Annotated in this window: 17 protein-coding genes; 11 read left to right on the top strand and 6 right to left on the bottom strand. The window is 66.6% G+C overall.

The features are described from left to right. Positions 1-56: 56 nt before the first annotated feature. The 8 genes from secD (at position 57) to ACJH7A_RS21820 (ending at position 12,305) form a co-directional block, all read left to right on the top strand. Positions 57-1,934: a protein translocase subunit SecD gene (gene secD / locus ACJH7A_RS21855; protein WP_406802691.1), complete on the top strand. Its 1,878-nt coding sequence runs from the start codon at positions 57-59 to the stop codon at positions 1,932-1,934. A 7-nt stretch (positions 1,935-1,941) separates the two neighbouring features. Beyond that, positions 1,942-3,192, top strand: a complete 1,251-nt coding sequence (gene secF, locus ACJH7A_RS21850; protein ID WP_212811624.1) for a protein translocase subunit SecF — start codon at positions 1,942-1,944, stop codon at positions 3,190-3,192. Positions 3,193-3,198: 6 nt separating this feature from the next. Continuing rightward, on the top strand, positions 3,199-4,845 hold the full coding sequence (locus tag ACJH7A_RS21845; protein ID WP_318984455.1) for an ABC transporter substrate-binding protein: 1,647 nt from the start codon (positions 3,199-3,201) through the stop codon (positions 4,843-4,845). Beyond that, positions 4,842-5,366, top strand: coding sequence for an adenine phosphoribosyltransferase (locus tag ACJH7A_RS21840; protein ID WP_318984456.1), 525 nt, complete (start codon positions 4,842-4,844; stop codon positions 5,364-5,366). The genes ACJH7A_RS21845 and ACJH7A_RS21840 overlap by 4 nt, the downstream gene beginning before the upstream one ends. A 41-nt stretch (positions 5,367-5,407) precedes the next feature. Then, positions 5,408-7,750: a bifunctional (p)ppGpp synthetase/guanosine-3',5'-bis(diphosphate) 3'-pyrophosphohydrolase gene (locus ACJH7A_RS21835; RefSeq protein ID WP_212811621.1), complete on the top strand. Its 2,343-nt coding sequence runs from the start codon at positions 5,408-5,410 to the stop codon at positions 7,748-7,750. Positions 7,751-7,871: 121 nt separating this feature from the next. Further along, positions 7,872-8,627: a hypothetical protein gene (locus ACJH7A_RS21830; protein WP_406775780.1), complete on the top strand. Its 756-nt coding sequence runs from the start codon at positions 7,872-7,874 to the stop codon at positions 8,625-8,627. Between the two features lie 204 nt (positions 8,628-8,831). Further along, the gene (locus ACJH7A_RS21825; protein ID WP_406775781.1) at positions 8,832-9,794 is read left to right on the top strand and encodes a Vmc-like lipoprotein signal peptide domain-containing protein; all 963 of its coding nucleotides are present in this window, start codon (positions 8,832-8,834) and stop codon (positions 9,792-9,794) included. 1,467 nt (positions 9,795-11,261) lie between these two features. Further along, a complete protein-coding gene (locus tag ACJH7A_RS21820; RefSeq protein WP_131808742.1) occupies positions 11,262-12,305 on the top strand; it encodes a secretion protein EccK in 1,044 nt (347 codons plus the stop codon). On the opposite strand, the gene ACJH7A_RS21815 is transcribed toward ACJH7A_RS21820, so the two are convergent. Together ACJH7A_RS21815 and ACJH7A_RS21810 are read right to left on the bottom strand one after the other, a co-directional pair. Then, complete coding sequence (locus ACJH7A_RS21815; RefSeq protein WP_406775782.1) at positions 12,302-13,126, bottom strand: thioesterase family protein; 825 nt, start codon at positions 13,124-13,126, stop codon at positions 12,302-12,304. The two genes, ACJH7A_RS21820 and ACJH7A_RS21815, sit on opposite strands and share 4 nt — an antisense overlap. 50 nt (positions 13,127-13,176) lie before the next feature. Beyond that, positions 13,177-13,650: a helix-turn-helix domain-containing protein gene (locus ACJH7A_RS21810; protein WP_064858996.1), complete on the bottom strand. Its 474-nt coding sequence runs from the start codon at positions 13,648-13,650 to the stop codon at positions 13,177-13,179. 90 nt (positions 13,651-13,740) lie between these two features. Between ACJH7A_RS21810 and ACJH7A_RS21805 the strand changes: the two genes are divergently transcribed. Beyond that, a complete protein-coding gene (locus tag ACJH7A_RS21805) occupies positions 13,741-14,442 on the top strand; it encodes an SDR family oxidoreductase (protein ID WP_064858997.1) in 702 nt (233 codons plus the stop codon). Positions 14,443-14,446: 4 nt separating this feature from the next. Then, a complete protein-coding gene (locus ACJH7A_RS21800; protein WP_406802690.1) occupies positions 14,447-14,872 on the top strand; it encodes a tautomerase family protein in 426 nt (141 codons plus the stop codon). Between the two features lie 3 nt (positions 14,873-14,875). On the opposite strand, the gene ACJH7A_RS21795 is transcribed toward ACJH7A_RS21800, so the two are convergent. From ACJH7A_RS21795 to ACJH7A_RS21785, 3 genes are read right to left on the bottom strand one after another with little or no spacing between them, the layout of a single operon-like run. Further along, entirely contained in the window at positions 14,876-15,703 is an 828-nt protein-coding gene (locus ACJH7A_RS21795; protein WP_212811614.1) for a thioesterase family protein, read from the bottom strand. Continuing rightward, positions 15,700-18,549, bottom strand: coding sequence for an RND family transporter (locus ACJH7A_RS21790; protein ID WP_406802689.1), 2,850 nt, complete (start codon positions 18,547-18,549; stop codon positions 15,700-15,702). The genes ACJH7A_RS21795 and ACJH7A_RS21790 overlap by 4 nt, the downstream gene beginning before the upstream one ends. Beyond that, the gene (locus tag ACJH7A_RS21785) at positions 18,546-18,977 is read right to left on the bottom strand and encodes an MmpS family transport accessory protein (RefSeq protein WP_244872570.1); all 432 of its coding nucleotides are present in this window, start codon (positions 18,975-18,977) and stop codon (positions 18,546-18,548) included. The genes ACJH7A_RS21790 and ACJH7A_RS21785 overlap by 4 nt, the downstream gene beginning before the upstream one ends. 92 nt (positions 18,978-19,069) lie before the next feature. Here ACJH7A_RS21785 and ACJH7A_RS21780 point away from each other — a divergent pair, with 92 nt between their 5' ends. Continuing rightward, complete coding sequence (locus ACJH7A_RS21780) at positions 19,070-19,696, top strand: TetR/AcrR family transcriptional regulator (RefSeq protein ID WP_244872569.1); 627 nt, start codon at positions 19,070-19,072, stop codon at positions 19,694-19,696. A gap of 3 nt (positions 19,697-19,699) precedes the next feature. On the opposite strand, the gene zwf is transcribed toward ACJH7A_RS21780, so the two are convergent. Beyond that, on the bottom strand, positions 19,700-21,202 hold the full coding sequence (gene zwf / locus ACJH7A_RS21775) for a glucose-6-phosphate dehydrogenase (RefSeq protein WP_064859023.1): 1,503 nt from the start codon (positions 21,200-21,202) through the stop codon (positions 19,700-19,702). Positions 21,203-21,247: the final 45 nt, after the last annotated feature.

Here is a 21,247-nt window from a genome sequence, read left to right as displayed (position 1 = left end):
TCCAACACGTACCCTTTGCGGGGCTGACGTACCGATCTCAAGGAGACCCTAGAACCGTGGCATCGTCTTCGGCGCCGGTGCACCCATACCGCTATTTGTCGTTGTTCCTGGCGCTGCTGATCGGCGCCTACCTTCTGGTGTTTCTCACCGGCGACAAGCAGGCCAAGCCCAAGCTGGGCATCGACCTGCAGGGCGGTACCCGGGTCACCCTGACTGCACGTACCCCTGACGGCTCGACGCCGACCCGCGAGGCGCTGATCCAGGCCCAGGAGATCATCGGCGCCCGTGTGAACGGCCTCGGTGTCTCGGGTTCCGAGGTTGTGATCGACGGTTCGAACCTGATCATCACGGTGCCCGGCCAGGACGGCAGCGAGGCCCGCAACCTGGGCCAGACCGCGCGGCTGTACATCCGGCCCGTCGTGCACGTCATCCCGGCGCAGGGCGCGCAGCCCGCGAAGCCCGCCGCGCCGGCTGCTCCGGCTCCCGGTGGCATCCCCGGCGGGCCCGGTGGTCTGCCCGGCATGCCCGGTATGCCGCCGCTGATCGCGCCCGCCGAGCCGGAGGCCCCGGTCGTCCCGCCGACGCCGGGCATGCCCGCGCACCCGGCCTCGACCGAGCCGGCACCCGCCCCGGCCCCGCAGCCGCGGCCCTTCCCGGAGGAGCCGACCCCGGCGCCGTCGGACACCTCGGCCACGCCTGCCCCGCCGGCACCTGCCGCTCCGGGTGCACCTGAACCGGGTGCCCCCGCCGCTCCGGCCCCGGGCGCACCGGGCGTCCCCGCACCGGGTGCCCCCGCGCCCGCGCCGGGAGCGCACGGCCCCAAGGCCGAACTGGCCCAGCGCATCGCCGACGAGAAGGCCCTGCGTCAGAGCACGCAGCCGCAGATCCAGCTGCTGGCTCTGCAGTTCCAGGCCACCCGCTGCGACCAGCAGGACGTGCTGGCCGGCAACGACGACCCGAACCTGCCGCTGGTGACCTGCTCCAAGGACCACAAAGAGGTCTACCTGCTGGACAAGTCGATCATCAGCGGTGACGAGATCAAGGACGCGTCGTCCGGTCTGAACCAGCAGCAGGGCGAGTACGTCGTCGACGTCACGTTCAAGGAGAAGGCCGCCGAGGTGTGGGCCGACTTCACTGCCAAGAACATCGGCACCCAGACCGCGTTCGTGCTCGACTCCCAGGTCGTCAGCGCGCCGGCCATCCAGGTGGCGATCCCGGGCGGCCGCACGCAGATCACCGGCCACTTCAACGCCTCGACGGCGAAAGACCTGGCCAACGTGCTGAAGTACGGCTCGCTGCCGCTGTCGTTCGAGTCGTCGGAGGCGGAGACGGTGTCGGCCACGCTGGGCCTGACGTCGCTGCGCGCCGGCTTGTGGGCCGGTCTGATCGGTCTCGGTCTGGTGCTGCTCTACTCGCTGGCCTACTACCGGGTCCTCGGCCTGCTCACCGCGCTGTCGCTGGTCGCGTCGGGCGCCATGGTGTTCGCGATCCTGGTGCTCCTGGGCCGGTACATCAACTACACGCTGGACCTGGCGGGTATCGCGGGTCTGATCATCGGTATCGGTACGACCGCCGACTCGTTCGTGGTGTTCTTCGAACGCATCAAGGACGAGATCCGAGAGGGACGCAGTTTCCGCTCGGCCGTGCCACGTGGTTGGGCACGCGCCCGCAAGACCATCGTCTCGGGTAACGCGGTCACCTTCCTGGCTGCCCTGGTGCTGTACATCCTGGCTGTCGGACAGGTGAAGGGCTTCGCGTTCACCCTGGGCCTGACCACGATCCTCGACATCGTGGTGGTGTTCCTGGTGACGTGGCCGCTGGTCTTCCTGGCGTCGAAGTCGGCGCGGATGGCCAAGCCTGCGTACAACGGTCTCGGCGCCGTGCAGCAGATTGCGCGCGAGCGGCGAGCGGCCAGCCTGACGGGACAGGGGTAACACCGACATGTCGAAGCACTCAACTGACGACACCGACCTGGAGCTGACCGAATCGGCTGCGGCCGAAGAGGATTCGGCCACCGAGATCGAGGAAACCACCGCCACCGAGCCGGGCGGCAGCCTGCCGCAGCACGGATTCTTCGTCCGCCTCTACACCGGTACCGGTGCATTCGAGGTCATCGGCAAGCGTCGTATGTGGTACGCGATCAGCGGCGTGATCATGCTGGTCATGATCGCCAGCATCCTGATCCGCGGTTTCAACTTCGGTATCGATTTCGAGGGCGGAACCAAGATCGCGATGCCGGTGGCGGGTGTGTCCACCACTGCCACTCCGCAGGCTGTCGAGGACGTCTTCAACAAGACGCTCGGCCATGCCCCCGAGTCGGTGGTGCGCGTCGGCAACGGCGACTCGGCCACCCTGCAAATCCGCACGGAGACCCTGTCGACGGCGGACACCGAGAAGGTGCGCAACGCCCTCTTCGACGCATTCCAGCCGAAGGGCGAGGACGGCAAGGCGTCCAAGGCCGTCATCAGCGATTCGGCGGTGTCGTCGACCTGGGGTGATCAGATCACCAAGAAGGCGCTGATCGCGCTGGTGGTGTTCATCGTCATCGTCTCGATCTACATCACCATCCGCTACGAGCGCTACATGGCGCTGGCAGCGCTGGCCTCGCTGGCCTTCGACCTGCTCAGCACGGCGGGTGTGTACTCGCTCGTCGGGTTCGAGGTCACGCCGGCCACCGTGATCGGTCTGTTGACCATCCTCGGCTTCTCGCTCTACGACACCGTGATCGTGTTCGACAAGGTCGAGGAGAACACCCACGGCTTCGAGCACACCACCCGCCGGACGTTCGCCGAGCAGGCCAACCTGGCGGTCAACCAGACCTTCATGCGGTCCATCAACACCAGCCTCATCTCGGCGCTGCCGATCATCTCGCTGATGGTGGTCGCGGTGTGGCTGCTGGGCGTGGGCACGCTCAAGGACCTGGCGCTGGTCCAGCTGGTCGGTGTCATCGTCGGTACCTACTCGTCGATCTTCTTCGCCACCCCGCTGCTGGTGTCGATGCGCGAGCGCACCGACCTGGTGAAGAACCACACCCGCCGGGTGCTCAACCGCCGCAAGTCGTCGATCGAGCGCGGCGTCACCGGTGGCGACGAGGTCACCGTCGGTGCGGTGAACGCACCGGAAAAGCCGGCGCCGGGGGCCAAGCCGTTGCGGCCCACCGGTAAGCCGTCGGGTAAGCGCACCCGGGGCTAGCCCTCGATGCCCGCCCGGTTCCGCCGAACCGCCTTGGCCGGTGCGGTGATGTTGGTGGCCGGTTTCGGCCTGTCCGGTTGTGACAGTTCGGCTGACGCCGTCGACTACATCGTCGACGGCGCGCTGCCCACCTACAACACCGCGTCGGTCGTCGGCGCGGCTTCCGGTGCGCCGCAAGCATTTTCGCGGGTACAGACGGGGTTCAACTATCGCGGGCCCGACGGGCAGGTGGTCGCCGATCGTGACTTCGGCACCGTTTCGGTGATGGGCCGGGCGCCACTGACGCTCGACTACAAGATCAACGACAGCGCCGTCTACTCCGACGGCAAGCCGGTCACGTGTGACGACATGGTGCTGGCCTGGGCGGCGCAGTCGGGGCAGTTCCCGGCGTTCGACGCGGCCAGCCGCGCCGGCTACAGCGACATCGCGGTCGTCGACTGCACCCCGGGGCAGAAGCGCGCCAGGGTGACGTTCGTCCGCGACCGCGACATCACCGACTACGGCCAGCTGTTCGCGGCGACGTCGATGCTGCCGGCGCACGTCCTGGACGACGCGCTCGGTCTCGGCGACGGCGGCGTGACGAAGGCGCTGCAGAGCGGTGACGCGCCGACCATCGACAAGATCGCCGACGCCTGGAACACCACCTGGGATCTGAAGCCCGACACGGACCTCAAGAAGTTCCCCTCGGCCGGCCCCTACAAGCTCGCGTCGGTGGCCAAGGACGGCTCGATCACGTTGGCGGCCAACGACAAATGGTGGGGCGCCAAGCCGGTGATCGGCAAGATCACGGTGGCGCCGCGGGGCGCCGACATCGCGAGCCGGATCAAGTCCGGCAAGGCCGAGGTCGTCGACATCGCCGCCGGCGTGGTCGGCAAGGACGATGTGCCGTCGAGCTACGTGCGCAGGGACAGCGCGTCCGATGACATTCAGCAGCTGATCTTCGCGGCCCAGGGTGTGCTGGCCGATCCGGCCGCGCGCCGCGCCGTCGCGCTGTGTACGCCGCGGGACGCGATCGCCGCCGCGGTCGGCGTCTACGTCAGCAATGCCCGGCTGAATACGGCGTCGGATGATTCCCTCGCGGTGGCCGAAAACGTCGACGCCAGTGGGCAGTTCGCCGCCGCCGACGTGGATGGGGCGCGCGCCGCGGCGGGCGGCCAGCCCCTGACCGTGCGGATGGGGTATCGCGGGCCGGATGCCCGGCTGGCCTCGGTGGTCGCCGCGATCACCAAGTCGTGCGCCGCCGCGGGCATCACCGTGCAGGAGGTCGCGTCGCCGGCGGTCGGTGCACAAAGCTTGCGCGCCAACGACATCGACGTGCTCCTGTCCGGTGGCGGGGGAGCCGCGGGCAGTGGTTCCAGCGGTTCGTCGGTGGTGGATTCGTACGCCCTGCACAGCGGCAACGGCAACGACCTGTCGGGTTACGCCAACGAACGCGTCGACGGCGTCATCGCCGCCCTGGCCGTGACCACCGACCCCAAGGAACAGGCGCGCCTGCTCGGTGAGGGAGCCGGGGTGCTGTGGGGCGACCTGCCGACGCTGCCGCTGTACCGCCAGCAGCGGACCCTGCTGGTGGCGAAAGACCTGACGCTCGTGCGCGCCAACCCCACGCGGTGGGGCGCCGGCTGGAACATGGACCGCTGGGGGAGCAAGTGACCGATCTCAACGCACTCTTCACCGAGCTGGTCCGTGAGGTGCCGGACTTTCCGGAGCCGGGCATCCAGTTCAAGGATCTGACGCCGTTGCTCGCCGACGGCCGCGGGCTTGCCGCGGTGACGGCCGCACTGGCTGAGGCCGCCGACGGTGTGGATCTGGTTGCCGGTATCGATGCACGCGGGTTCCTGCTGGGTGCCGCCGTCGCGACCCGGTTGGGTACCGGAGTTCTCGCGGTCCGCAAGGGCGGGAAGTTGCCGCCGCCGGTGCACAGCCAGTCCTACGCGCTGGAGTACGGCACCGCCACGCTGGAGATTCCCGCCGATGGGATCGATCTGACCGGCCGGCGCGTTGTCGTGATAGACGACGTGCTCGCCACCGGCGGAACGGTTGCTGCGACGGTCCGGCTGCTGCAGGCGGCAGGTGCGACGGTGACCGCGGCCGCGGTCGTACTCGAACTGAACGGCCTCGGTGGACGCGCTGTGCTGGAACCGCTGCCGGTCACGAGCCTGTACGTCGTCTGAGGGGCTATCCTCGACAAACCAGGTGTAGGAGGTGTGCGGCGTTGGCTGACGACAAGGTGACGCAGGTCCAGTCGGCGCCGCCCGAGCCGCCGCAGGCGGCGTCACTGGAAGCGGCCAAGGGCACCGTCAGCGCGTCCCGCCGTGTCCGTGCCCGGCTCGCCCGCCGTATGACCGCCCAGCGCAGCCTGGTCAATCCCGTCCTCGAGCCGCTCGTCGCGGTGCACCGCGAGTACTACCCCAAGGCCGATCTGGCGATCCTGCAGCGCGCTTACGAGATTGCCGAGGAGCGGCACGCGCCGCAGTTGCGCAAGTCCGGTGATCCGTACATCACCCATCCGCTGGCTGTCGCCAACATCCTGGCCGAGCTCGGCATGGACACCACGACGCTCGTCGCCGCGCTGCTGCACGACACCGTCGAGGACACCGGCTACACGCTCGAGGCGCTCACCGCCGAGTTCGGCACCGAGGTCGGTCATCTGGTCGACGGCGTCACCAAGCTGGACAAAGTGGTGCTGGGCTCGGCGGCAGAGGCCGAGACCATCCGCAAGATGATCATCGCCATGGCGCGCGATCCCCGCGTGCTGGTGATCAAGGTCGCCGACCGGCTGCACAACATGCGCACCATGCGGTTCCTGCCGCCGGAGAAGCAGGCCCGCAAGGCGCGCGAGACGCTCGAAGTGATTGCGCCGCTTGCCCATCGGCTCGGTATGGCGACCGTCAAGTGGGAGCTTGAGGACCTGTCCTTCGCGATCCTGCACCCCAAGCGGTACGAGGAGATCGTGCGGCTGGTCGCCGACCGGGCGCCGTCGCGTGACACCTACCTGGCCAAGGTGCGTGCCGAGATCGCCAATTCGCTGCAGGCCATGAAGATCAACGCGACCGTTGAAGGCCGGCCGAAGCACTACTGGTCCATCTACCAGAAGATGATCGTCAAGGGCCGCGACTTCGACGACATCCACGACCTGGTCGGTGTCCGCATTCTCTGCGACGAGATCCGCGACTGTTACGCCGCGGTCGGCGTCGTGCACTCGCTGTGGCAGCCGATGGCCGGGCGGTTCAAGGACTACATCGCGCAGCCGCGCTTCGGTGTCTACCAGTCGTTGCACACGACGGTCGTCGGCCCGGAGGGCAAGCCACTGGAGGTGCAGATCCGCACCATCGACATGCACCGCACCGCCGAGTACGGCATCGCCGCACACTGGCGGTACAAGGAAGCCAAGGGCCGCAACGGGTTACCCGCGGGCGGACACGCCACCGAGATCGACGACATGGCATGGATGCGCCAGCTGCTCGACTGGCAGCGTGAGGCGGCCGACCCGGGCGAGTTCCTCGAGTCGCTGCGTTACGACCTTGCCGTGCAGGAGATCTTCGTGTTCACGCCCAAGGGTGACGTGATCACGCTGCCGGCCGGTTCCACACCCGTCGACTTCGCGTACGCGGTGCACACCGAGGTCGGGCACCGCTGTATCGGCGCCCGCGTCAACGGCCGCCTGGTGGCGCTGGAGCGCAAGCTCGAAAACGGTGAAGTGGTCGAGGTTTTCACCTCCAAGGCCCAGAACGCCGGCCCGTCGCGTGACTGGCAGACGTTCGTGGTGTCGCCGCGGGCCAAGGCCAAGATTCGGCAGTGGTTCGCCAAAGAGCGGCGTGAAGAGGCGCTGGAGACCGGCAAGGACGCCATCGCCCGCGAGGTGCGCCGCGGCGGAATGCCGTTGCAGCGGTTGATGAACGCCGAACTGATGGCCGCGCTCGCGCGCGAACTTCGCTACGCGGACGTCTCGGCGTTGTACACCGCCGTCGGTGAGGGACATGTCTCGGCCCGGCACGTCGTGCAGCGGTTGGTGGCCACGCTCGGTGGTGACGACGACGCGGCCGACGAGATCGCCGAACGGTCGACGCCGGCCACCATGCCGGTGCGGCGCCGCACGAATGACGATGTGGGCGTAGCGGTTCCGGGTGCACCCGGGGTGCTCTGCAAGCTCGCCAAGTGCTGCACGCCGGTGCCCGGCGACAACATTATGGGGTTCGTGACCCGCGGCGGTGGCGTCAGCGTGCACCGGACCGACTGCACCAATGCCGCGTCGCTGCAGCAGCAGGCCGAGCGCATCATCGACGTGAAGTGGGCGCCGTCGCCGTCGTCGGTGTTCCTGGTGGCCATTCAGGTCGAGGCGCTGGACCGGCACCGTCTGCTGTCCGACGTCACCCGGGTGCTGGCCGACGAGAAGGTCAACATCCTGTCGGCGTCGGTCACCACGTCCAACGATCGAGTTGCGATCAGCCGCTTCACTTTTGAAATGGGCGACCCGAAGCACCTGGGCCACGTGCTGAACGTGGTGCGCAACGTCGAAGGCGTGTACGACGTCTACCGCGTGACTTCGGCCGCCTAGCGCGCTTTTCCGCTGTCGCTCGTGACTTGAGCAAACTCGTACCCAGCGCTGCGCAAGATTGGTGCAGGACTGGGGTTGGTGGTGCGGGTAATCTCAGATGCGGGACTGTCCAGATGTGGGGGTGGACGCGTTGAGCGGTGAGTTGAAGATCGACCTGGAGACCTTGTCGTGGTCGGCGGCTTCGGTGCCGCCCCTGGGTTGGGTGCATCTTCCTGCGCACGGTGATCCGGTCAGCTTGATGCTCTCGTCGTATATCCCAGGATTGGTCGACGGCGCCAACGAGAAGGTCGCCGCTGCGCAGGCGGAAGATCAGGCCTTTGCGGGCAAGGTCTCGTCGGCCAAGAGCGCTTATCAGAACGCTGACGATGCCGGCGGGCAGACGATCCAGAAGGCCGCCGGCGACAGCCTCAATCCCGCGTCCGCCGCGGGCAAAGTTGGCGGCGGTGCCGACGGTGGAATGGGCCAGTTCGGCCAGATGATGGGCATGGCGATGCAGGCCTTCCAGGCGCCCGCGCAGGCCATGCAGGCACTCGGCTCGGTTCCGCAGACCGCGATGCAGGCGGCCCAGCAGATCGGACAGCAGGTCCAGCAGCTCGCCGGACAGGCCGGTAAAGACGGGGCCAAGCCGGCAGACGCAGGTACCGGGGGAGTCGGTGGTGCTGCCGGTCAACAGCTCAAGCCGGAGGAGCGCAAGCCGGGCGACGAGAAGGCCCGCGAGGAGAAGCGGGACGAGAAGCCTGAGGAAAACAAGGACCGCGAGGCCGACAAGAAGCACGCCGCTGCCGGGCCCGGCAGCGGCCCGGCCGCGCCGGTGCCGCCTTCCACGCCTGCGCCGCGGTCGGGGCGCCACGCCGCAAATCCTGCGGTCGATGTGTAATTTTCGGTCTTGACTGTTTTGCGTTGAGTTTCTGAGGGAGGGCGATCTGTGACGCAACCGCCGACGTGGGGTGCGCCCCCGCCGCAGCAGCCGGGTGGCTGGCCGGGCCAGCCGGGACCGGGTGGGCAGTGGGGCCCGCAGCAGCCATGGCCGGCTCCGGTTCCGCCGAAGAAGGGCGGCGCCGCCAAGTGGGCCATTGGAGCGGTGTCGTTGGTTGCGGTGATCGCGGTGACGGCTGTAGTTGCAGTGTCGTGCACCAAGAACAGTGGTGACAGCAAAGGCGGTGGCACGGAGACTTCGGCCGCGCCGTCGGATGTTGCGAGTGCGAACGACAAAGGGCCGGTCGGCATCATCACCGAGGACCCGTCGTGCGCGCCGTGGGGACCGATCACGAATACCTTGGCGGGGGTCGAGGGCAAAGGCTGGCGGGATCGCGATCCTTCGATCCCAGCGTCGTTGTGGACACCAGATGTTCGGACGCAATACGAGGCCGTTGGAAAGGCATGGCGTAAAGCCGCCGATCAGATCGTGCCGCTGGCGAAGATGACTCCCCACCGCGTAATGCGCGAACTATACGAGCAGTCCATTGTGTATATGCGTGCATACGCGGACAGCATTTCTGCATACAAGCCGATTGACGACAACTTGGCGCGAACGGCAGCGACAGCAGGCCTAGTAATCACGTACGTTTGCGATGCGATTTCGTCGGGTTCTGCTGCGGCGCGAGCATCGGCGGTTCCTGCACAAAAAGCGCCGACAGTGTTTGCTCCTATCGGGGATTTGGCACACCCAACGCGAATGTTCGAAACCGCTGACGCGGTATGCTCGAATTTGAGCTCGACTCTTGATCAGTTGGCCCAGAACCCAGCATTCAAGAACTGGATGACGACTGATCCTCAGATTCCTGCCAGCAATTGGTCGCCAGAGCAGCAGTCCCTCACCGATGCGGTTATCCCCGCGATGAGTTCTATGGCAGACGCCCTGGAGAAATTGGCTGAGACGAGTTCGAACCCAATTGTGAAGGATTTCATCCTCTTGGGTGTTCAATACCAACGCACATATGTTGCGGCTCTATCGACTTATCAGCCGAACGATCACACCCTTTACTCTGCTGGTCAGGGAGCGGCTGCGGTCGTGCGGATGGCGTGCAATTACGCTGCGGGTTGAGATTCGGTACTCCAATGCCTGAGATCGATTCGGTGGTTCCCGTCGGGAGTCGAGCCGGCATTGTCGACCCCGACTATTCGGCAATTCTGATCTGCCCCGGTCGAAGGACGATCCAATATGGCAATTGATCGATTTCATCCAGGTGACTACGGCCCGAAGACTGTCGAAGGTGCAGCGTTTCCGGATGTTGACGAGAACGCGCTCAATGACATCGCCGTCCGGCTGATGTCACTGGGCGACCGCCTTGATGGAGAGGTGATCCCGCATCACGCTCACCAGCGAATGCAGTTGTCGGACTGGGAGGGCGAGGCCGGACGGCTTGCAGAGGCTGCCGCAAAAGGTGTTCTCGGTTCGTACGGGGAAGCGTGCGAAGCTGTGTACGCGGCGGCCAGGAAGATGTTCCGCGCCGAAGCTGCGGTGGTTCAAACCAAGAACGCAGTGAATCACACCGCGGAGACAACTGAGCAAGTCTGCCAGGTATTCGCGAAGGCGGCCCTTCAGATGCTCGCGGCCGGTTGCGCGGCGGCGCAGTCAGGAGACGCTGTAGCGGCCAATACGTTTTTCAACACGGCCGTGACGTTTATGAAGTCGATTCAGTCGTTGGTGGCTGCAGGCCTTGCCGAAAACACCGCGGCAGTGTCGGCGTGTGCTTCTGGTCTGGCACAAGAGTTGGGCGTTCCACCAGGTACGCCTGGCGCGAAGGGTGAGATGCCGCCTCCGCCACCACCGCCGACTCCAAACCCCGCTACGCCTGGTACGCCGCCTCCGGTGCCGGGGGCACCGAGTAGTAGTGGACCTGGTGGAGGCGGCGGACAAGGCGACCTCTTGAGCGGTGGCGCGAACCACGTAGTTCAGCCGGAAAAGAAAGACGCTCCAAAGAACCCGAACCCGAACCCGAACCCGCCGGCGGAAGGCCAGGGCCAGGTGCTGACCGGCGGCGCTAGCCACGAGAGCCAGCAGAAGCCCGCGGAGCCGCCGGCTAATCCAACGGGGAACGGCCAAGGCCAGCCGTTGGGTGGCGCAGGCAGCCATGTGACGGAGAAGGGGCCCGGCCAGACGGTAACCACTGGATCGACTTCGGGCACGACCGCCCCTGGGACCACGCAGACGGCGGGTGCTCCCGGTTCGACGATCCCGGCGTCGACCGCGACTCGCTCGAATGCGCCAGGCTCTGCACCCGGCACTACAGCTGCATCTTCTTCTCCCAGTTCGCCGGGCAGCCCGTCGAGCTCACCGACCGGTCAGGGCACCGGCCAGCAAGGCACCGGCCAGCCAACGGGTCCGCAGGCGCCCGATACCCCGAAGAACCCATTCGGCCAACTCGCGAACGCACAGCCGTTATCCGCGGCGGCGCCTGCCGCACCGCTGACGACACCCGAACCCGCCACCCAGACGGGCGCAGCGTCCGGCACCCCGGCTGCTGCAAGTGGGGCGGCGACAGGCACCGGCGGCGGGGGTGCCGCGCCAGTGACTCAGGCAGCCGGCGCGGCAAGTGCCGCCGCGCCGACCGGCACACCCGCCGGCGCCGCACCGGCCGCCCCGTTGGGGCCGGCACCGACGCCATCGCCGGCCGCGCCGGTCGCGCAACCCGGCGCAGGTGCCGGTGGTCCGGGTGGTCCGGGCGTCGCGCCGATGTCGACCAACCAGCAGCAGAACGCCGCTGCTGCGGCGCCGATCCCGGTGACGGCGGCGCGCGCCGAACGTGACGCGATGGCTGCCGCGGCGCGGGCCGGTCTGGTGCGCAAGTCCGCGGGTGACGCGGATGTGCAGTTCGCCGAGCGAATCGCGGCGGCGTTGCACGCGCCGCCGTCGATCCCGGCGATGGCGTGGAACTTCGTGTGGGCGGTCGGCGTGACGACCGACGGCGAGATCATCGCCGCGAATTCCTATGGGGTGTCGTTCATTCCGGACGGCATGTGCCTACCCTCGCAGGTGATCTTCGTCAGCGCTGACGAGCGCATCCCGGCCGGCCAGCGCGGCCGGTGGGTCCGCGAGCCGTTCGTCGCCCTGCAGGCGTGGTGCACCTTCCATGAGAAGACGCTCAAGGTGATCATCGGCACCGAGCAGGAAGTGCAGCCGTTCGCCGGCAGCTTGCAGACGAGAGTCATTCCGCCAGAGGACATTCCAACGGACGGCCTGATGAAGGGTCGCACCCGCTTGGAGGTCATCGCTCCCGAGGCCGCCGCGAAGCTCGCGGAGTGGCCGGACGCGCAGCTGCATGAAGCGTTGCCGCCGCAGCCCGTTCAGCTGGTCCCGCCCGACCCCGCGGCCATCGGCAAGGCGTGGATGGAGTCGATCCGCCCGCTGATGCAGACGACGGGCGAGACGTATCGGACGGCACACCTCGAGAAGCTGGCCGCCTACGGCCGCCTGCAGGAGTCGGCGGCGCTGTACCGCGCCTACACCGCGCCGTACGCGGCCGACCTGCGGGCAGCGATCACCGATTGGGTGTGGTGGCAACAGTTCTCGACGATCCAGGGTGACGCCCAACTGGTTGAGCTGGGCGCCTAACCGCGCGGCAGCATCGCGAGCTGCCGGCTCTGGACGACCACCTGGCCGGTGGAGTCCAGGATGACGTGGTCCTCCTCGAACCACGTCTCGCCGACCACCGTCGAGCTGGCCTGCACCCGCAGCCATCCCGGCGCCGGCCGCCGTCGCACATAGGTGGTGAGCTGCACGGTCGGCGTCCAGCCGAAGTGTCCCTGATTCATCGTGACCGGGGGAGTGATGTCGCCTGCCATCAGCGCGAACAGCAGGGCGGTCTCGGGGTTGGCCTCGTCGTCGGCGAAGGGCCGCAACCACATTCGGTTGACGGGGTCGCCCTCGTCGCCGGACAGGAACGGTGTGGCTGCGTCGAGCAGGAACTGGCAGCCCTGTGCCACGTGGACGATCGCACCGACCGCGTGGCCACCGGTCACCGGTACGGCATCCGCAGGTGGTTCCACCGGCAGGTAGGACACCTCGAGCGAGTCCTGGTGGCGCGGCGGCTTGGCGTCCAGCGGTCCGAGCGTCACCGCGCAGCTGACCGCCGCGCGACCGTTTTGCGACAGCTGGACATCGACCAGGGCGACCTGGCGCCCATGCTTCCGGACCGTTGTCGTCAGCTGCACCTCCCCGGGGTCCGGCGCATTCAGGTAGTTGGCGCTCACGGCGACGGGCGCCAGGTCGGATTCTGCACCGATGGCCTGCTGCGCGGCCGCGGCACACACCGCCATCATGCAGCCCCCATGCACCTTCGGGCCGATCGTCCACACCGGGTCGATGGTGGCGGTGAAGGTGCCGTCGCCGACCGCGGTGACGGTGGTGAGGTCCGTGAAGGGGTGCGCTGTCATTTCATCTCCAACGGTGACGCGATGGTTGCTGATTCCGGAATGGGCAAAGCTCACGACCGATTCAGCCGGATCTCGATGTCACCTGCGGAAACGGTGGCAGCATTTGGATCATCAGTGACGATCACGCCAACCCGGTTGCCCGACTCCCGGTCGACGAAGCACAGTGGACCGCGTCCGCCCTTCTGTAGATGCTTGTCGCCCCACTGACTCATCGCCAGGTACACCGGCAGGAGGTCTTCGCCGGCCTCGGTCAGCCGGTATTCGTCCCGCGCGCGCTTGCCGGGCTCCTGATAGGGCACCCGCACCATCAGTTGTGCGGCCTCGAGTTGTTTGAGCGCGCGTGACACCGCGGGTGCGGACGTTCCGATCCGCTCGACGAAGTCTTCGAATCGCGTTGTACCGAAAAGGCTTTCGCGGACAGCGAGAAAAACGGTCTTGGTGCTGAGCAGGTCCAGCAGCTTGGCCACCGAGCAGCCGTCCTTGATCGACCACTGGCGGTCGCGCAGTCTTTCCTCGAACTCCATCACACCCTCTTTTTGGATAACGCTTGCGTTACTCAGATATCCGTGCTTCCATCTTAGTAACGTCATCGTTATTCAGCAAGGGAGCTTCAGATGGTCGCAGTGGCAGGCAAGGTGGTCGTGGTGACCGGCGGACGGCGGGGTCTGGGCGCCGCACTCGTCGACGAACTTCTGGCCAGGGGAGCGCGCAAGGTCTATTCGACGGGCCGGTCGTCGTTCACCGATGAACGCCCCGAAGTGGTCCCGGTCGAACTCGAAGTACGTTCGGAGGCATCGGTTTCCGCGTTCGCCGAGCTCGCACCGGATGCCGAGATCATCTTCAACAACGCGGGCATCCTGCTGCCCGGTTCGCTGCTGACCGGCGGTTTCGACGATATCGAGGCGACCTTCGACATCAACGTCTTCGGGCCGCTGCGAGTGGCTCGGGCCTTCGCCCCGATTCTGGCGGCCAACGGCGGCGGCGCCCTGGTCAACATGCACTCGGTGCTGTCCTGGGTGGCCGGAAGCGCGGCGTACGGCGCCTCGAAGGCCGCGATCTGGTCGGTCACCAACTCGCTGCGCGGCGAGCTGGCGGCACAAGGCACGCAGGTGGTCGGGGTGCACGCCGGGCTGATCGAGACCGACATGGTTGCCGATATCCCGGGTCCGAAGACGACGGCGGTGGATATCGCGACCCGCATCATCGACGGACTGGAAGCTGGTGCGGTCGAGGTCCTGGCCGATGAGGTGTCGGTGGGTGTCAAGTCGGCGTTGTCGGGTCCGGTGGAGAACCTGACCTTCGCGATGGCGGTCTGACGGCATGCCGCTGTGGACCATTCACCACACGCCGGACTTCTTCACCGCCGAGGACAAGCGTGCGCTGGCGCGCAGCATCACCGATCATTACGAGAAGGCGGGGCTGCCGCGGTTCTACGTCGTGGTCATCTTCAACGAAACCCGTTCGGGTGACCTGTATGTCGGTGGTGAGCAGACCGCCGTCGGGCTGCGGGTGGTCATCGACCACATCGCCCGCCGCGCCGCGGACAAGGACCATCGCCACCGCATTGCCCACTGGATCAAGGCGATCCTCAGTCCGTATTTGGAGGCGCAGGACAACCCGCACTGGGAGTTTCACGTCGATGAGACCAGTGAGGACCTCTGGATGATCAACGGCTTGATCCCGCCGCCCATGGGCTCTGACGCCGAAAAGCGTTGGGTCGCAGACAACGCGGTCTCCGCCTACTGACCGTCAGGACCCCAGCGGCAGCATCGCCATTTGGCGACTCTGTACGACCACCTGGCCGTTGGCATCGACGATGAGGTGGTCCTCCTCGAACCAGGTGTCGCCGATGACGGTGGAGCTGGCCATGACTCGCAGCCACCCGGGTGCGGGCCGGCGCCTCAGGTAGGTGGTCAGCTGGACCGTCGGCGTCCATCCGAAGTGTCCGCGGTTCATCGTGACCGGCGGTGTGATGTCACCGGCCATCAGCGCGAAGAGCAAGGTCGCATCTGGATCGGCTTCGTCGGAGGCAAAGGGACGCAACCATATCCGGGTGACAGGCTCGCCTTCGGCGCCGGTCAGGAACGGTGTTGCCGCGTCCAGACGCATGTCGCAGCCCTGCGCGACGTGGACGACGTGCCCCAGCGGATGGTCGGCGGTCACCGGTACCGCATCAGCCGGCGGCTCGACCGTCATGGAGCAGACTTCCAGCGGCACCTGATGGCGCGGCGGCTTCGCATCCAGTTGTCCCAGGGTGACCGAGCACGTGACGGCGACCCGGCCGCGTTGTGACAGCTCGACCTCGACCAGGTTCACCTGTCGGCCGCGTTTGCGGATCGTGGTGCTGAGCCGGACCTCGCCCGGATCGGGCGCGTTGAGGTAGTTGGCGCTCAACGCAATCGGGGCCAGGTCGGCGGCGTCGGGAACACTCTGGCGAGCGGCGGCGGCGCACAGCGCCATCATGCAGCCCCCGTGCACCTTGGGGCCGATGGTCCACCTGCCGTCGATGTTGGCGGTGAACACACCGGAGTCGATCGCGGTGACAGTGGTCAGATCGGTGAAGGGACGCAGCTTCATGCCATCTCCAATTCCGGTGTTGTGCTGGTGGTTTCAGCGGCACGGGCGGGACGGCTCCGGACCTTCAGTGGCCACCAGAACCAGCGTCCGAGCAGTGCCGCGATCGACGGGGTGATCAGGGAGCGCACCACGAAGGTGTCGAACAGCAGGCCGAGTCCGATCGTGGTGCCGATCTGGCCGACCGACCGCAGATCGCTCGCGATCATCGAGATCATGGTGAACGCGAACACCAGGCCGGCGGCGGTGACGACGCCACCGGTGGCGCCGGTGGCACGGATCAGTCCGGTGCGCAGGCCGGCGCTGATCTCCTCCTTGAAGCGGGACACCACCAGCAGGTTGTAGTCGGAGCCGACGGCCAGCAGGACGATGACCGACATGGCGATCACCAGCCACTGCAACTCGATGCCCAGGAAGTACTGCCAGATCAGCACCGACAGACCGAACGACGCGGCCAGCGACAGCACCACGGTGCCGACGATGACGATCGACGCGACCAGGGCCCGGGTGATCAGCAGCATCACCACGAAGATCAGGATGATGGCGGCGAGGGCGGCGATCAGCAGGTCGTAGTGCGCGCCCTGCTGGATGTCCTTGTAGGTCGCGGCGGTACCGCCCAGATAGAACTTCGCGCCGGCCAGCGGCGTGCCCTTGACGGCCTCCTTGGCGGCCTGCAGTTCGGCATCGACGTGCGAAATGCCCTCCAGGGTTGCGGGATCAACGTCATGAGTGACGATGAAGCGGGCCGCCTTGCCGTCGGGGGAGAGCATCAGTTCCATGCCGCGCTGAAAGTCGGGGCTGCTGAACGCTTCTGGCGGCAGGTAGAACATGTCGTCGTTCTTCGCGTCGTCGAACGTCTGACCCATGGCCGCAGCGGTGTCGGTCATGCGTTCCATCTGGGTGACCATGCCGTCGAAAGTGCTGCGCATGGTCTGCATCAGGTTGCGGACGTCCGTGGACAGGCTGATCAGGGGTGGCAGCTGGGCGGCGATCTGCGGCGTCACCACGTCGAGCTTGCCCATGGCGTCCGACAGTGCCCTGGTGTTGTCGGCCAGCCGGTCGAAGCCGTCGGTGGCGTCGAACACCGAGCGCATCGCGTGACAGACCGGAATGTCGAAGCAGTGCGGCTCCCAGTAGAAGTAGTTCCGCAGCGGCCGGAAGAAGTCGTCGAAATCGGCGATCTGGTCCCGCAACTCGGCGGTGGTCGCCGACATGTCCTGCGCGGCAACATCTCCGGCATGCGTGGCATCGGCCAGCTGCACGCTGAGGTCGTGCATGTGCCGCATGATGCCGATCATCGAGGTGAGGTGGTCGGTCATGGTCTGCACGTCGCCGAGGCGGGCCTTCAGGAACTGCAGGTTCTCGTTCATCGAGACGGCCTGCGCGCTGATCTGGAACGGCACCGAGCCGTGTTCCATCGGTGGGCCGAGCGGGCGCGTGATGCTCTGCACCCGGGCGATACCCGGAACCCGGAAGATGTTCTTCGCGATCCGGTCCAGCACCAGCATGTCCCGGGAGTTCCGCAGGTCGTGATCGGCCTCGACCATCAACATGTCGGGGTTCATCCGCGCGGAGGTGAAATGCTCTTCGGCCGCGGCATAGCCGATGTTGGACGGCACGTCTTTCGGTACGTAGAAGCGGTTGTCGTAGTTGGTGCGGTATCCGGGCAATGCCAGCACGCCGACCAGCGCGGCGGCGGTGGCCGCGACCAGGATGGGCCCGGGCCACCGGACCACGGCGGTGCCGACCCGGCGCCAGCCGCGGGTCTTGTTGGCACGCTTGGGGTCCAGCAGCCCGAAGTGGGTGCTGACCACCATCACGACGGGTGCGAAGGTCAGCGCCATGACCAGGATGACGGTCATCGCGGTCGCACACGGCAGCGCGAGGGTGTTGAAGTAGTTCAGCCGGGTGAACAGCAGGCACATCATGGCGCCGGCGATGGTCAGGCCGGAGCCGAGGATCACGTGGTAGACGCTGGAAAACGTTGAGTAATAGGCGGTTTCCCGGTCCTCGCCGGCATTGCGGGCCTCGTGATAGCGGCCGACCAGGAATATCCAGTAGTCGGTGCCGGCGGCGATCGCGAGCGCGGTCAGCACGCTGACGGCGAAGGTCGACAGACTGATCAACTGGGCATTACCGAGGACGGCGACCAGCCCGCGGGCCATGCTCATCTCGGTCAGTACGACCAGGAGCGCGATGAATGTCGTTGCGATGGAGCGGTATACGACCAGCAGCATCAACGCGATGACGACGAGCGTCACGACCGTCATCTTGACCATGCTCTTGTCGCCGGCCTCGTTGGTGTCGGCGACCAGGGCGGCCTGGCCGGTGACGAACGCCTTGACCCCGGCCGGCGGATGGCTGCGGTCGACGATGTGCCGCACCGCATCCACGGATTCGACACCCTCGGTGGACCCTTGGTCACCGCGCAGGTTCACCTGGACGTAGGCCGCCTTGTGGTCCTCGCTCTCGGATCCGGCCGAGGTGATGCGGTCGCCCCAGAAGTCCTGCACGTGCTCGATGTGTGCGGTGTCCTGCTGGAGCTGGTGCACCAGGTCGCCGTAGTACTGCCGTGCGGTGTTGCCGAGCGCCTGATCCGACTCGATGATGATCATCAGCACGCTGTCGGAATCGAATTCGCCGAATGTGGTGCCGATGTGTTTGGTCGCGATGACCGATGGAGCGTCCTGCGGGGAGAGCGACACGGCGTTGTTCGCGCCGACGACCTCGAGTTTGGGCACCAGCAGGTTGGTGGCCGCGGTGGCTGCCAGCCAGATCAGGATGATCGGCACCGACAGGATGCGGATCAGCCGGGGATAGCGGCCCCGGCTGCTGTGCTGGCCGCTCATGCTGCCTTCACCAGGCAGAACGTGGTCGCCGAAGCGCCGTCGGATGACTGATGGTCACGCAGCTCGCCATTGACCGTGATGCGGCAGGTCAGTCGGCTGCTGTCGCCCTGTGCGACGAGGTTGGCGAACACGCTCGGCACCGTGGTGGTCAGGGTTTTCGACCAGGGCAGTGAGGTGAAGCGCTCGCGTTGCGGCTGGGCCCGCTCGTCGACGTAGCTGATCATCCCGCTGGTGTCGGAGGGTCCGTCCACTTCGTACGTCACGTACTTCGGGATGGTCGAAACGATGTTGTCCGTGCGGGTTTCGGCGGAATGCTGGCTGCCGAACACGCCGTGGAAGCGGTCGATGACGAAACCGCCGACCGTGACGACCCCGACAACCGTCAGCAGCACCCAGCCGCGCCGCGCGGTCTTGAGCAACCAGTTCATGACGAGCACCATACGACTGTATATATACGCATGTATAGTTACGGGCGGTGGCGACCATCACACCTCGTCACGACGACGATTAGGGTGAAGGCATGGCGGGCTCGACACGGCAGCGGAATGTGCGAGGGCAGGGCGCGCTGCTGCGCGACGAAATCCTGGCCGCCGCGATCCGGGTCGTCGACTCATCGGAGTCCACGAACGAGGTGTCGTTGCGGAGCATCGCGCGTGAAGCCGGCATCTCGAACATGTCGGTGTACGCCCATTTCGACAGTCGCGAGGACGTGCTGGCCGCAGTGGCGGAGCTGAGCTGGGATCAGGTGAACCAGGACATCGCCGAGCAGGTGCAGAGCGGCAAGACGCGGCGAGAGCGCCTACTGCTCGGCTGCCGTGCGTATGTCGCGTTCGCCCAACGCTTTCCGTTGCGATACGTCCTGATGGTCAAGGTCGACGAGATCACCCCGTCGGCGCGCCAGGCGCTCGAGGTCGTGACGCGCGGCCTGTTGGCCGCCGGCGGCATGGACCCAGACTCCGAGCCGGGGCCCGACGCGAAGCGGGTGGCCGCGGCGCTGTCGGTCGCGCTGCACGGCGTTGCGATGCTGCACCGCACCGACACGCCGCATCTGTGGATGAGCGATTTCAGCACCTGCGAAATCATCCAGACCATGGTCGACGCGGCCATCCTGCAGCTCGAGCAGGCGGCCGCGGCGCCGCGGCCGTAGCAGCTACTTCTTCTTGGCCTCGCGCCAACCCCGTTCGAACGGCAGCCGCCAGGCGTTGGGCGCGATCAGTTGGTGGATGGCGTTGGGGCCCCAGGTACCGGGCTGGTAGTTCTTGACCGGCGGCGGATCCGCCAGCAGCGCAGCCGAATTCGCCCACAGGGACTCGATGCCCTCGGCAGTGGTGAACAGTGTGTGGTCGCCGCGCATGGCGTCGAGGATCAACCGCTCGTAGGCCTCCAGTACCTGGTCGGCGCCGTCGGCCTCGGTGGCCGAGAACTGCATCGAAAGCTTCTCGAGCTTCATGCCCGGCCCGGGCCGCTTGCCGTAGAACGACAGTGACACCTTCGAGTTGTCGGCCAGGTCGAAGGTCAGGTGGTCGGGTCCCTGGGAACCGACGCCCGAACCCGACGGGAACATGGTGCGCGGCGCCTCCTTGAAGGCGATCGAGATGATGCGCATGCCCTCGGCCATCTTCTTGCCGGTGCGTAGGTAGATCGGCACGCCGGCCCAGCGCCAGTTGTCGATGCCGACCTTCAAGGCGATGAATGTCTCCGTATCGGAATCCCTTGCCACGCCCTCGAGTTCGCGGTAGCCGGTGAACTGCCCACGGACGACGTCGGACACCTTCACCGGCAGCATGGACCGGAAGACCTTGTTCTTCTCCTCGCTGATGGCGCGCGGTTCCAGCGCCGTCGGCGGCTCCATCACCACGAACGCCATCACCTGGAACAGGTGGGTGACCACCATGTCCTTGTAGGCGCCGGTGCTCTCGTAGAAGTTGGCGCGGGCATCCAGCCCGAGCATCTCGGGAATGTCGATCTGGATGTGGTCGATGAAGTTGCGATTCCAGATCGGCTCGAACAGGCCGTTGGCGAACCGGAACGCCAGGATGTTCTGCGCGGCTTCCTTGCCCAGAAAGTGGTCGATCCGGAAAATCTGTGCCTCGTCGAACGTTTCGTGAACGAAGTTGTTGAGTTCGACGGCGCTGGCCAGGTCGGTCCCGAACGGCTTCTCCATGACGACGCGGGAGCGCTCGACCAGGCCGGCCTCGTCCAGGGTCGCGATGACGGCGCGCGCAGCTTTGGGTGGTACCGAAAGATAGTGCAGGCGGCGCACATTCGGGCCCAGTTTCTTCTCCGCGGCGGCCACCGCAGCCGCCAGACCAGACGGCCCGGCGCTCTGCGGGACGTAGGTGAGCGTCGCGGCGAACCGTTCCCACTGTTCGTCGGTCAGGTGGTGGCTGCCGAATTCGTCGATCGCGGCCTTGGCCAGCGCGCGGAACTCGTCGATCGTCAGGTCCTCCAACGAGGTGCCGACGATCTGGATGTCGGGTGCCAGTTCGGACTGGTCCAGATAGGCCAGACCTGGCAGCAGTTTGCGTTTGGCGAGGTCGCCGGTCGCGCCGAACAGCACGATCACGTGTGGATCGACGGCGACATCGTCGTGGCGGTTCGGCCGCGAGCCGGGCGCCGGGTACGAGATGGTCTGCGGTTTGGTGTTCGCCACGATCCGCATGATTCCACCGCTGCCGGGTCCGCGCAGGGCCTAACA

The sequence above is a fragment of the Mycobacterium sp. SMC-17 genome (genome assembly GCF_045310915.1).
Taxonomy (GTDB): domain Bacteria; phylum Actinomycetota; class Actinomycetes; order Mycobacteriales; family Mycobacteriaceae; genus Mycobacterium.
Note: the sequence above shows the minus strand (reverse complement) of the source record. Positions and strands in the feature narration are given on the sequence as shown.

Coding starts and splice junctions, on each gene's coding strand:
- ACJH7A_RS21785 (WP_244872570.1), bottom strand. CDS start 18,977: ATGAACTGGTTGCTCAAGACCGCGCGGCGCGGCTGGGTGCTGCTGACG.
- ACJH7A_RS21795 (WP_212811614.1), bottom strand. CDS start 15,703: ATGAAGCTGCGTCCCTTCACCGATCTGACCACTGTCACCGCGATCGAC.
- ACJH7A_RS21780 (WP_244872569.1), top strand. CDS start 19,070: ATGGCGGGCTCGACACGGCAGCGGAATGTGCGAGGGCAGGGCGCGCTG.
- ACJH7A_RS21805 (WP_064858997.1), top strand. CDS start 13,741: ATGGTCGCAGTGGCAGGCAAGGTGGTCGTGGTGACCGGCGGACGGCGG.
- ACJH7A_RS21790 (WP_406802689.1), bottom strand. CDS start 18,549: ATGAGCGGCCAGCACAGCAGCCGGGGCCGCTATCCCCGGCTGATCCGC.
- ACJH7A_RS21810 (WP_064858996.1), bottom strand. CDS start 13,650: ATGGAGTTCGAGGAAAGACTGCGCGACCGCCAGTGGTCGATCAAGGAC.
- ACJH7A_RS21845 (WP_318984455.1), top strand. CDS start 3,199: ATGCCCGCCCGGTTCCGCCGAACCGCCTTGGCCGGTGCGGTGATGTTG.
- ACJH7A_RS21800 (WP_406802690.1), top strand. CDS start 14,447: ATGCCGCTGTGGACCATTCACCACACGCCGGACTTCTTCACCGCCGAG.
- ACJH7A_RS21815 (WP_406775782.1), bottom strand. CDS start 13,126: ATGACAGCGCACCCCTTCACGGACCTCACCACCGTCACCGCGGTCGGC.
- secF (WP_212811624.1), top strand. CDS start 1,942: ATGTCGAAGCACTCAACTGACGACACCGACCTGGAGCTGACCGAATCG.